The organism is Algoriphagus sp. AGSA1 (assembly GCF_021390545.1).
In the GTDB taxonomy this organism is placed as follows: Bacteria; Bacteroidota; Bacteroidia; order Cytophagales; family Cyclobacteriaceae; genus Algoriphagus.
The window spans coordinates 13846-26102 of sequence record NZ_JAJUWR010000007.1 but is presented as its reverse complement, the minus strand read 5'-3'; the positions used below and the strand labels follow the sequence as shown (position 1 = coordinate 26102).

Sequence of the window (12257 nt, the reverse complement as noted above, 5' to 3'; positions counted from 1 at the left end):
AAAGTAAATTGGAGGAAATAAACAATATGCAACAAGGATGGTCGGTCTAATTTTGGCAAAAAAACAAAGTTAGCTGTCCTGCTCTCTTTGTTTTTCGAATTGGGATTTTGGTATTCGCTTTATTACTCCTAATCTTTAGCAAATTTTGAGACACATGGATGTTTTGGCAGACCAAAAATACAGGGCATTTTTCGCAGTTCCCATACAGGTTCAATTGTTGGATTTGAGTGGGCCTGTCCATGTGTTTTATGAAGCCAAATGTCTAAATTCTGCAGTGTCTTCTTATTTCATTTCATTGGAGGGAAATAGGGAAGTTGATTCTTGTGCTGGTCTTAGCCTCACAAATCTGCAGAATTTCAACGATTTTGAACTTTGCTCATCAGATTGGTTAATTATTCCCGGATTGGAGTCTGAAGTGTTTTTCGGGCAGCAGTTTTTTCAAAAAATCCAACCCTTTTTGGATTGGGTTAAAATCCAGGCTGATCGAGGTGCGAAAGTTTGCTCGGTTTGTACCGGTACATTTCTCCTGGCAAAGTCAGGAGTCCTGGAGGGGAAATCCTGTGCGACACATTGGAAATATTCCAAGGTTTTTCAACAGCAGTTTCCTAAATCCAAACTGCTTGCTGACAGGCTCTTTGTCAAAGACGGAAACATCTATTCTAGCGCGGGAGTGGCTTCGGGGATTGACCTATCGCTTTATCTGCTGGAAGAGGTTTTTGGGTCACTGTTTGCGATTCAGGTGGCCAAGGAGATGGTTATATATCTGCGTCGGACATCTGACGATCCTCAGTTGAGCATTTTTTTGCAGTTTCGGAACCACCTCGAAAACCGCATCCATGAGGTTCAAGATTTACTCTCAAATCATCTGGATCAAACAAATTCTTTGGAGGATTTGGCAGAAAAAGTAAATATGAGTTCCCGCAACTTGAGCAGGCTTTTCAAGAAAACCACAGGAATCACTTTGGGTGAATACAGGGACAAGCTCCGCTTGGAAAAGGCCGTCCAACTCCTTGCACGAGGCGAGAAAGTGGAATTAATCGCACTGGGTTGCGGACTTAAAAGCCCCAATCAGCTCCGTGCTTTGCTCAAAAAACACAAAGGAGTTCTTCCTCGGCAATTGTCCTGATCTTGCGCACGGTTGTCCTTTTATGGAGGAGCACTTGACTCTAATTTTGAAAAAAAAATCAAGATATGACACGGCTTTTCTATTCGATATTAATCTGCATGATGATTCAATCTTCTCTTTTGGCACAAAGCACAAGTGATGCACCAGACTATGTCTGTCCCCCCTGCGGCAGCTCATGCGACTCTGAGATTTTTTCAAAGCCTGGGACTTGCCCACATTGTAATATGACTTTGGTAAAAAAGAACCAGATCAAAAAGATTGCTTTTTACCTGCAGGACGGCGTAGAGGTACTGGACTTTGCCGGGCCTATGGAGGTGTTCTCCTATGCGGGTTACGAGGTGTTTACCGTTTCCAAAACCAAGGACCTTATCAAGTCTCAGGGGATTTTGAACGTGACTCCTGACTATTCGATTGATGACGCACCCAAAGCTGATATTTTGGCTTTTTTTGGGGGGAATGCCTTGGTGGCTTATCAGGATTCGGCGGTGATCGATTGGATCAAAGACCAAACGGAAGTAGAATACCACTTTTCCGTTTGTACGGGAGCTTTTATGTTGGCTGAGGCGGGAATATTGGATGGAAAGACAGCGACAACTTTTCATAATTCTTTGAATAGTCTGGAAGAAAACTATCCAGAAATTGAAGTGCTACGGGAAGTCCGTTTTGTAGATAATGGAAAGGTGATTACCACTGCCGGAATCTCGGCTGGTATCGACGGGGCCCTGCACCTGGTGGCCAAGTTTCAGGGTTTGAATGCGGCGAGAAGAACTGCTTTTTACATGGAGTATGACAATTGGGTGCCTGGCGACGGATTAGTTCTTTCAGGTGACAACCCCTACCGCATTGCTTACTCTAGCCCAGAATTGAGCGATTTTGTAGGAACTTATTCGGGTAGGGGAAGCACAACCTTTGAACTGACTTTTAATCCGAATGACCAAACACTCTATGCCAAAATCCGTGGGGTAAACTATCCTATATTCCAGGAATATGAGGACGTGTTCAGCGATGTTGAGGGAGGGGATGCGATCTACTTTCAGAGGGGAGAGAAGGGAGAAGTCATTGGCTATAAGGTAGAGAAAAATGGAGAGGTCTTTAGTAAGATAAATTGTTGTACGCAATTAGAAAAATGATCAATCAAATAAATTAAAAACTATGGAGTCAAAATTTTTATTCGGGCTTATTTTATTCGGGCTTATTTCTTGTAAAGAACAAGTAGGAGAGTATGTATGCAAACCTTGTGATTTACCTTGTGACGAATTGAATTTCAATGAATCTGGAATTTGTCCCCATTGTAAAATGGATCTTATTAAAAAAAGTGCTTTAATTCCTGAAAAGGAACTAATTGTAAATGAAATAAAGATTCAAGACGGAAGTGGGAAATTTTTAATTGATGGAGGTTTACAAGAAGGAAAACAAATAGTCATTCATTATTATAAACCACGGAATCTGAAATCCGAATCGCCTGTTTTGATGGTTTTGCCAGGTGCTGGACGAGATGGAGATGAATATAGAGACGCTTGGATTGGAAATGCAGAAAAATATAATATTCTGGTTCTTTCACCTGAATACCCTGAAAGATATTACCCTGGATTTTGGAGTTACAATCTTGCAGGAATGATTACAGCCGTGGAAATAAATGACGAAAGAACAGCTATGGCAAGTTTCAAAATCGTTAAAAATCCAAATGAATGGATTTTTAACGATTTTGACAGAATTTTTAACTTAACAAAAAACAAGCTTAATCTGAAAACAGATACTTACGATTTGTTCGGTCATTCTGCTGGTGGACAAATTTTACATCGACTTGCAATTTTTAAATCAGATAATAAAGCCAATAGAATTTTATCATCAAATTCTGGTTGGTACACTATTCCAACAGATATAGAGGATTTTCCATATGGACTTAAAAACAGTTATAAATCCGGAAAGGACTTAGATTTTAGCAAGAATCTTGTTTTATTTCTTGGAGAAAAAGATGATGCTAATGAAACAAGAGGAGATTTAAGGAGTTCATCAGAAGTTGATAAACAAGGTCTTCATCGATTAGAAAGAGGGGTGTATTTTTATAATGAATCAAAGAAAATCGCATCGAAACTAAACTCTGAATTCAATTGGAAATTAGAAATCATTTCAAATATTGGCCACGACTTTAGAGAAATGAGTAAGGCAGCTGCTGATTACTTATATAACGTGGAAAAGTAACTGCGGACATCACCTATACGCAAGCAGGGGTTTCCCTCTTAGGACTGGAAAGTGCTAAATTGAGAGTTTAGTTCTTCGTAGGAAGTTGAGCGGTTAAAATCCCTGTCTGGGCATAGCTGAGAAACGAAGTAGGAGGCTTTTTCTGGAGTTTTGGGTGGTCGCAGAATCAATCATCCAACAATTGGAGGCAAGCCATTTTAAAGCTTTACCTACTTCAGATTTTCGAATAAAAAAGACTTCGACTCCGCTCAGTCTGTCATCGGTGTCGCCCTGAGCGGAGTTGAAAGGCTCCCGATCATTCAATATCTCAATAACCAATAACCCAAATTTCGAACACCGAATCAAATCAGTCATCCAGCAACGTACAAAACTCCTACTTCTCCATCGGATGTGCTTTCAGTAAATCAGAAGGCTGGAAGAATCCCGTGTGATCTTTGACTTCTTCCCTTACTTTCTTCACCAGATCCGGAGAGACAGCCGAAGCGGAATTTCCAAAGGAATTTCTCACGAAAGTCAAAACGGCCGCCACTTCAGAGTCGTCCAACATGCCTTCAAAAGGTGTCATCGGCACCTGTCCCGGATAGTCTTTCCCAAGTACTGTGATAGGCCCCATCATGCCTTTGAGCACAAGTTTGATCAATCGCTCTTGACTCCCTGTTACCCAAGGAGTGCCTGCAAGTGGAGGAAAGCCTGATGCGGAAAGTCCTTGTCCATCCGGCTGGTGGCAAGTACTGCAGAATCCTTCTCTTGCGTAAATCTCTTTACCCAGTACAAAAAGTTCTCTGTCTGATCCCGTCAAGGAGGACTTGATGTCTTCTTCTTTTTTATCATTCACAGAAAGCCCTGAGATATGTGCCACCGCAGTTTCATAAGCAGGGGTAATCCATTCTTCCATCTCCGTGCCTTCAGCAGCTGAAAGCACCTCAAGACCTTCTTCACGCGGCATCCAAGAAGCCGCCACAATTGCTTCAAGTCGTACCCGGCCATTTTCGTCTTTGATTGCTTCGGCCATCAATTCTTTTTGATTGGAAACCTGATGACCGGTGTAGCGGAGCACTCTCACCGCAGCCGCTCTGGCTCTGTAATCTTTGGCTTTTAGAAGCTGGTTTAGAAGGTCTTGGTTAACCTTGTTGATGCCCCAGCTTACCCATAGTGCCTCCAAGAGATGGTGCTCATAGTGTGGGTCATTCTTATCCAACTTGCTTGCCCAATCAGCCACAGCTTCCGAAACTTCGGTTTGGTCTCTTCCACGCAATTCCCTTCGTGTTCTGTAGCGAGATCTGTACTCGGGCAGTTTTAGGTTTTCCATCAATTCCGAAATGCTTGCCCCGTCTATTTTAGCCGGAGTTACCAGAGGCCTGGAAGGATAGGTGATTCTATAAATTCTTCCATGCTGATGATCCCGCAGAGGATCACGGGCATTGTGCTGCATGTGACCGATCAGGATATTGTGCCAATCGACTACATACAATGAGCCGTCAGGAGCGATTTCCATATCTACAGGGCGGAAATTTCTATCCGTAGAAGTAAGAAGATCCTGTCTCCATTTAGTCGAAAACCCGATTTCTTCATCGATCATTTGGTGCTGCTTGGTACCAAGAAACCCAATGGTATTATTGATGATCAAGTCGCCCTGCACATCGTCAGGGAAATGCCTGCTGGAGATAAATTCCAAGCCGGAGGTAGGACGTACCAAATGATCTCTCTGAATCAGGTTTGCACCTTTGTTTGTGGCATTTCCATAGCGCGGTAAAACGGATCCCGGTTGCATCCAGTTTACATTCGGCCCGGAAGTCTCCGCGTAGAAGTTTTGTCCCCATTCGTCAAAGGCGATCCCCCAAGGATTGGGAATACTCACCTGAGCTACTCGCTCCAGTTTGTGCCTGGTTGGCGTATATCGGTAGAAACCGCCATTTGTCGCACGGACAGGGCCATAGGAAGTTTCCACATTACTATGAAGGAATACTCCCTCTGCCATATAAATCGCTCCGGATTCATCGGTGGTAAAAGCTGAAATCGCATGATGTGTGTCGTGATCGTCAAACCCGCTGAGTAAGATCTCCTTTCGATCGGCTTTATCATCCTTGTTGTCATCGTATAGAATGATTAGGTTGTTTCCCTGAGAAACGTAAACGCCTTCCGGAGCCAGTTCAAATCCCACCGGAATGTGGAGGTCATCCGCAAAAACCGTTTCCTTATCAGCTTTGCCGTCATTGTCAGTGTCTTCATAGATCAACAGCTTATCTGCCGGTCTGGAATCCCCGGGCTTGTAATGTGGGTAACTTGGCATGGTAGCCACCCAAAGCCGGCCCTTGTTGTCAAATGAAAGCTGGACGGGATTTGCCAGATTTGGCCAGTCTTCTTCGGAGGCGAAAAGCTCGATTCTATATCCCGGAGCTACTTTTAACTTGGCAAGGGCTTCTTTTCCATATAGATATTCCAAACTTCCGTTTTGCTCAGGATTATAGTTGGTTTCCACTTCAGGGAGCTTCTTGGTTTTGGCATCGGCAGCAGCAAGATCTTTCTTCTCTCCTCGATTTGCCATCCAGATCGCTGTGTCCCGTATCGCAGTCATCTCCCGGATTTTTTCCAATTCAAAAGGGTAATTGTCAGGGCCGAAGGGGTCGTATCTTCTACCGAAGACATGAACACCGTTTGGTATTTTGTAGTCATTTCTCCAAAACCAGTTTTTCTCCTGCACAGCTTCATGTACCAATGCACGATTTGCTTCATTTTTGATCTTTTGCTTTCCAAAGATCTCATCTGCCAGCAATACGGCCAGTTTCTGATATCCGGCCTCATTCAACTGCGAACCGTCGATGGTCAGGTCTTCATCAGTTTCCAGGTACCATTGTTTGCTTGGGGTGTATGCATCCACAAACATCACATGGTTTTTTTCCGCTATCTCACGCATCGCAACCGTATAGAGATTTAGGTTTTCATTTTCTGTTTTTCCGTTAGGCACATCTATCTTTTCGGACAAGTCTTCGAAAGCAATCGGAGAGACGATGACTAATTTGGGAGAAAGTGTGTCGTGGTATTTCTGGTGAAGTGTATGCTTGATGAACGCATCCAGTTCCGCCTTGTAATTTTCCAAACCTTCTACTCCTTGGAAAGACTCATTGTAGCCAAAGAACGAGATAATAATGTCTGCTTGCAGTCTGGTCAACCATTCGTCAGGTTTTTCCAGATGGCCTTCGCTGCCTGAAGGAGTGGCATATTCATCCTGAAAAGCTTCCGCTCCTGGGAAAGCCCAAGGGTCGTTGGTTCCGGATCTAGGTCTAAAGCCCGGGGTGTCCCCGGGATCCGAAAGATTTCTGATATACAGATTTTTGTCTGGATTTCTGAGTTGCATCTCAGTCTCAAAGCTCCCGTAGTCCATCATTCTTGAGCCCAGGTTGTTCCCGATCAAAGCGATTCGGGCGTTAGGCTTTAATTCAATGGTCTCTTTTTGGGTGCATTGAACGGCGAGAGCTCCTAGAATAAGTAGGAGGCAGAGTGGGAAGGGATGTTTTTTGAGCATGGGGTACAAGTTGTTGTCACTTCTTCTTTAGTGTTGGACTGGATGAGTCAATCCAGGGATTCAATTGGTTTCGTAAAAGTCCACAATAGAGTGGCTACTACATATTTCCAGTATAAATCAATCCAATGATATTATATCCTTTTTGTGGAAGTACAAAGTTTATTTTGAATGTAGTGTTTTTTTGCAAAGCAGATGGTAGGATTATCCCTTATGCCCGCTAAGAAATTATTCTTTTTGTCGGTATTCATTATCATCTTCTGGGAAACTATCATGTGCTTTTCCGCATTCATTTGTTTCGCAGATTGTAGGAAGATTTTGACAGATAAGTCAAAATCTTCCTTTTAAGTACAGCCTGCCGGATTATAGGAAAATAGCTTTGAGAATGCTTTTTAAAAGAAAATTCAATTTATGAAATTACATTTTACAGTTCCTTAATATCCGGGGTTTTGGACAAGATTCTTATTGTTCCTAATCTCAGCAGTAGGGATAGGGAACAGTAGTTCACGTTCTTTTAGTGTAGGTCCATATACAAATTGGTGACCCACATAGTCCTCAAATTCCAATGTTTTGACATTAAAGCCTTTTCTGATCCTGACCATGTCAAACCAGGTTTTGTTCTCATAGGAAAGCTCGTGGAATTTTTCTCTCCAAACGGCTTCTCGTAAAGCTTCTTTTGAAAGTCCGGTTAAAGGTGCTAATTCAGCTCTCTCTCTGATTTTATTGACAGCATTGTACGCATCGCTGTTAGGTCCGTTTGCTTCATTGGAAGCTTCTGCAAAAATCAAAAGAACCTCAGCAAACCTCAATATTGGCCAGTTCATCCCACTACTGGTGGTACTCGTTTGAGCTACTTCATCAAAATGCTTGTAGATGTAATAATCTCCAAGTTCCAGTGTTTGGGTTCTATCATCCCTGAGCGTATAGCTTGTGTAGTAAAATTCCTTTTCAGCAGTTCTTTTGTCACCTGTCTCGTAAGATTTCACAAATTCTTCCTGGGCAAAAATCCCTCCTGTCTCGGAGCTGTAATTTGAGATCCCCCTATTATAAGGAATAATAGATACTTGCCAGCTAGAGGGTAAAATATATGCGGCAAACTGAGCCATAAAGATGTTTTCACCTAGGTTTTTCATAGATGGTTCATGAAGATCATCATAGGATGTAAATAAGGAAAACTCGCCAGAGTCTATCACTTCTTTTGATTTGGCTGCTGCCAATGAGTAGTATTCAGCTCCTTTCTGAAGAGGGTATCCCGCCATGGTCAGATAGACAGACGATAGCAGGGATTTCACGGCTCCCAAAGACGCTCTCCCACTGGTATCTCTCATTGGGAGTCCGGAGTCTTCTGCGTCCTTTAGATCCAATACAATTTGATTATAGACATCTTCCGGATTGGCAGCAGGGGCAAAAAGATCCTCAGAAGTCAGATCGATAGGCTCTAAAGTCAATGGGATGTTCCCAAATATCCTTACTAAATTAAAATAGTAGTAAGCTCTCAGGAATTTGGCTTCACCGATTAGTTTTTGTTTTTCATCCTCATTCATTGTGATTTCCGGAATCTTGGCAATGGCGATATTGGCGTTGGCGATGCCCTTGTAATAACTTGTCCAGATGGTTTGTCCATATCCATTATCGGAATTGTTGACAAGGTCTTTTACGAAAAGACTATTCTGGGCTTGTCCCAATTCTGTGTCGGCAAGACCGGTTGCGAATTCTACCATCATCCATGGGCCTCCGCCAAATCCGCTGGACATGACGGGTTGTAAACTTTCATAGATGGAGTTTACTACACTTTTTGCATGCTCGGGTTTTGTGAAATAATTGTCCAGGGTGAAGTTTGATTTGTCACTTTCATCCAGAAAATCAGCACAGCTGGCTGCGGATATCAACAAAGCGGCAAGGGATATTTTTTTTATATATAGTTCTATGCGTTTCATAATTCTGCTAATTAAAATTTACAATGTGATACTTACGCCAAGCATAAACACTCTGGGCTTAGGGTAGGCGTAGAGGTCAACTCCCTGATCAAACGCAGCACCGGAGGTGGAGACTTCAGGATCATAGCCGTCATACTTGGTAGAGAGAAAGAAATTCTGCACAGATAGGTAGGCTCGCATTCTTGCCACGTTTATTTTCTCCAAAGTCTGAGGCAGGAAGTTGTACGAAAGCATCAGATTTCTTCCCCTGATAAATGAACCGTCCTGAACACGATCAGAATCATTGTTCGTATTATATCCCGCAGTTAGAGGTCGGATTTGGGCGATGTTGGTGTCCTGGTTTTCTGGTGTCCAGGCATTTAAGACTGTCTTGAAACTGTTGGCAATACCTGTTCTATCCTCAGCGGAGTGTTTACTTGCAAAAAGCACGTCGTTTCCGTAGGTGTATTGGATGTCTACCAACAATTCAAAATTTTTGAAAGTAAACGTATTGGCAAATGTACCAAAGCCGTCGGGAATGCCTTTTCCGATGATTACCCTGTCTGAGTCATTAATGACTCCATCCTCATTTACATCTTTATACTTGATATCGCCTGGCCTTTTATTGTATTGTGCAGCGGTGGATTCTTCACTTGTATTCCAAGTGCCTTCATGGATAAATCCAAAGAAAGACCCTACCGATTCGCCTTTTCTGACTATGGTGGAGCCTAGAAAAATATCTGAACCACCGGCTAGCTCCAATACTTCATTCTTATTGTATGAAAAGTTAAAATTCGTGCTCCAGGAGAAATTGGCCTTTTCATAATTGACAGTGCTTAAACCTATTTCAACTCCTTTGTTCACCATACTTCCGATATTTTGGCTCACTACCGTATAGCCGCTACTCGATGGTACAGGGGCACTTAGGAGCATATCGTCAGTGACTTTTCTATACAGATCAACCTCAAACATTACACGGTTTTGGAACAATCCCAATTCAGCCCCTATATCCACTTGAGTTGTTTTCTCCCAGCGCAGATCTGGATTGGCCAGTCTGCTGATACCAATTCCGATTTCCCGTTGGTCATTGAATATTACCGAATAATTGCCCATACCGGCAAGGGCTTGATAGGCTGTGATTTCTGAATTCCCGGTTACTCCCAAACTGGATCGGAATTTCAGATTTGAGATCACGGGGCTGTTTATCAGGAAGTTTTCGTCAGAGGCTCTCCAGGCAAATGCAGCTGAAGGGAAAAATGCATATTGATTGGATTCCCCAAATTTGGAAGAACCGTCCACCCTGCCTGTAAACGTAAATAGATATTTATCTTTTAAGGTGTAATTTAACCTGGAGAAGTAAGAATTAAGGCCATATGCCACACTACCTGATTGGGGTTGAATGGCATTTGCTCCAGCTCCCAGGTTGTTGAACATGAAATAATCATCCTGGAAATTCTGTGCCCTAGCCGTGGAATTGAATCTGTCCACATGCTGCCATGAAATACCCACCATTGCATTTAGGGCATGATTTTCGTTGAAGTCTTTAACATAAGTCAGGTAATTCTCAAATTGCCAAGAGTTAAGTCTGTCATTGGAAATAGAGGCATCACCACCCTGGTTTCTGGCAATGTAATTTAGTTCTCTGCCCCCATAATAGTCAATCCGCTGATTCACGATGTTGGTCGATATGTTAGACCTCAACTCAAGTCCTTTCGCCAGAAAAAAGTTGGCATAAATATTACCCAATACGGTCTGGGTGTTTACCAGATAAACCCGTTCTTTTGCAACTTGAAGCGGGTTGTTTCCACCTTCCATTCCTGGATAATCTGCATTTCCTGCCCAGTTTCCGTCGGGGTATCTTACAGGAATGATCGGCAGCGCTTCCAATACTTGACGCATGGCTATGATTCCTCCATTTCCCAAAGGATCCACCTGACTTTCTTTTTGGTCGTTGTAACTGAGTCCGCCCCCTACGGTAACCCAGTTTTTCAGCTTGCTGTCAAAGACAAGTCTGCCAGAAAATCTTTTCATCCAAGACTCTTTCATCAAGCCATCTTCATTTCTGTAACCTAGGTATGCTCCGTAACTATCGTCCTGATTTCCCCCGGTTAAGCTAAGCTGATGGTTTTGTGTGAACGCTCTTTGAAAGGATTCATCTTGCCAGTCCGTATCGTACAGCGGATTTCCATTTGCGTCAAAAAGGTTCGGATCTGTTCTTTTCAATTTGGGATCCCTATAGATCCCATTAGCCCATCCTGTCGGGTCATATTTTTGGGCATTTTGGTATGCCAAATCTTCTGTTGCCAAAAATTCCGCAGAATTCAAAAGAGGGATCTTTTTAGGAAGCACTCCTATGTTGAAGTCCCCGTCGTATGTAATTGTCCCTCCTGTTTTGCTGCCTCGTTTAGTGCTCACTAAAATCACACCATTTGCCCCTCGGGCTCCGTAAATCGCGGTTGCCGAAGCATCCTTCAGAACTTCTATAGAAGCGATGTCATTTGGGTTAATATAATCAATGGGAGTGCTCCCGTTGGCCAATCCTGCTGAGTGCAAGATTACCCCATCAATGACATACAATGGGTCATTTGCGATACTTACAGAAGTATTGCCTCGTATTCTAATGTTTGCACGGCCTCCGGGACGTCCAGAATTGACAGAGACATTCACCCCTTGGACTCTCCCCGAAAGGTTCTGGCTCAGAGATGCGGATGGTCTGTCCTTGAGGTCTTTTTCACCTACAGAGCCCACAGCTCCTGTCAAATCCGACTTCTTTTGGGTTCCGTACCCGATGACTATCACTTCATCCAGTTCTGCTTCATCTACTGCCAAAGAGATGTTCATTGTCTCTGATGTGCTTTCAATCAGCATTTCTTTTGTAGTATAACCAATGAAACTGATTACTAGTGTTTCGGATGAATTCGCTTCGATACTGAACGTCCCATCGTTTTCAGTGACTGTACCGCGTTGTGTGCCCTTGACTATTATAAGTGCTCCGGGAATTGGCTGTTGAGAGCCTTCTTCAGTTACTTTTCCTTTTAATAAAGTGGTCTGGCCATATCCTCCAAATCCAAATAGCAATAAGGGAATCAATAGGAGGTAGGATTTGCCTTTCTTCATTAAATAGCTGTTGTGTTTTAGCATGGGTAGTGGGGTTTATTGTTGTTACAATTTATAATTTGCCAAAACCTCCTCTATCCTGTTGAGTCCTGTTGAAACAATGTTTTATATTAAGTGTGTTGCTATTTTCATATTTTTTATTTTATCTGTTCAGTTTTTATGTTTGAGGGGAGATTAAGAGGCAATGGAAAAAATAGGATCACATTGTACTAGTATTGTTTCGATGGGTTTTATTTAGTGTTATGAATGGTTTAAAATATATTTGTACGGCGTGTCGGTGTGCATTTTTTATTTCTATATATAACATTCTTTTATATATCCATCCCGCTGTGTCCTGATTGCTTTACATGGTTAATGTTACGGATTAAAAGCCTGT

Annotated in this window: 6 protein-coding genes; 3 read left to right on the top strand and 3 right to left on the bottom strand. The window is 42.7% G+C overall.

Annotation, left to right across the window (positions count from 1 at the left end; translation table 11 throughout):
• Positions 1-154 precede the first annotated feature (154 nt).
• The 3 genes from LZF95_RS06525 (at position 155) to LZF95_RS06515 (ending at position 3328) form a co-directional block, all read left to right on the top strand.
• Positions 155-1126: a GlxA family transcriptional regulator gene (locus tag LZF95_RS06525; RefSeq protein ID WP_233754175.1), complete on the top strand. Its 972-nt coding sequence runs from the start codon at positions 155-157 to the stop codon at positions 1124-1126.
• 65 nt (positions 1127-1191) lie between these two features.
• Positions 1192-2256 carry a DJ-1/PfpI family protein gene (locus LZF95_RS06520; RefSeq protein ID WP_306422285.1) on the top strand — a complete coding sequence of 355 codons (1065 nt, stop codon included), beginning with the start codon at positions 1192-1194 and terminating at the stop codon, positions 2254-2256.
• Between the two features lie 22 nt (positions 2257-2278).
• Positions 2279-3328 carry a hypothetical protein gene (locus LZF95_RS06515; RefSeq protein ID WP_233754173.1) on the top strand — a complete coding sequence of 350 codons (1050 nt, stop codon included), beginning with the start codon at positions 2279-2281 and terminating at the stop codon, positions 3326-3328.
• A gap of 373 nt (positions 3329-3701) precedes the next feature.
• On the opposite strand, the gene LZF95_RS06510 is transcribed toward LZF95_RS06515, so the two are convergent.
• From LZF95_RS06510 to LZF95_RS06500, 3 genes are all read right to left on the bottom strand, one after another.
• A complete protein-coding gene (locus LZF95_RS06510) occupies positions 3702-6851 on the bottom strand; it encodes a PVC-type heme-binding CxxCH protein (RefSeq protein WP_233754172.1) in 3150 nt (1049 codons plus the stop codon).
• Between the two features lie 431 nt (positions 6852-7282).
• Positions 7283-8785: a RagB/SusD family nutrient uptake outer membrane protein gene (locus LZF95_RS06505; RefSeq protein WP_233754171.1), complete on the bottom strand. Its 1503-nt coding sequence runs from the start codon at positions 8783-8785 to the stop codon at positions 7283-7285.
• 18 nt (positions 8786-8803) lie between these two features.
• Positions 8804-11905 carry a TonB-dependent receptor gene (locus LZF95_RS06500; RefSeq protein WP_233754170.1) on the bottom strand — a complete coding sequence of 1034 codons (3102 nt, stop codon included), beginning with the start codon at positions 11903-11905 and terminating at the stop codon, positions 8804-8806.
• Between the last annotated feature and the right edge of the window lie 352 nt (positions 11906-12257).

Excerpts from the sequence above, each read along its gene's own strand:
- LZF95_RS06525 (WP_233754175.1), top strand. The coding sequence starts at position 155 with ATGGATGTTTTGGCAGACCAAAAATACAGGGCATTTTTCGCAGTTCCC.
- LZF95_RS06520 (WP_306422285.1), top strand. The coding sequence starts at position 1,192 with ATGACACGGCTTTTCTATTCGATATTAATCTGCATGATGATTCAATCT.
- LZF95_RS06515 (WP_233754173.1), top strand. The coding sequence starts at position 2,279 with ATGGAGTCAAAATTTTTATTCGGGCTTATTTTATTCGGGCTTATTTCT.
- LZF95_RS06510 (WP_233754172.1), bottom strand. The coding sequence starts at position 6,851 with ATGCTCAAAAAACATCCCTTCCCACTCTGCCTCCTACTTATTCTAGGA.
- LZF95_RS06505 (WP_233754171.1), bottom strand. The coding sequence starts at position 8,785 with ATGAAACGCATAGAACTATATATAAAAAAAATATCCCTTGCCGCTTTG.
- LZF95_RS06500 (WP_233754170.1), bottom strand. The coding sequence starts at position 11,905 with ATGCTAAAACACAACAGCTATTTAATGAAGAAAGGCAAATCCTACCTC.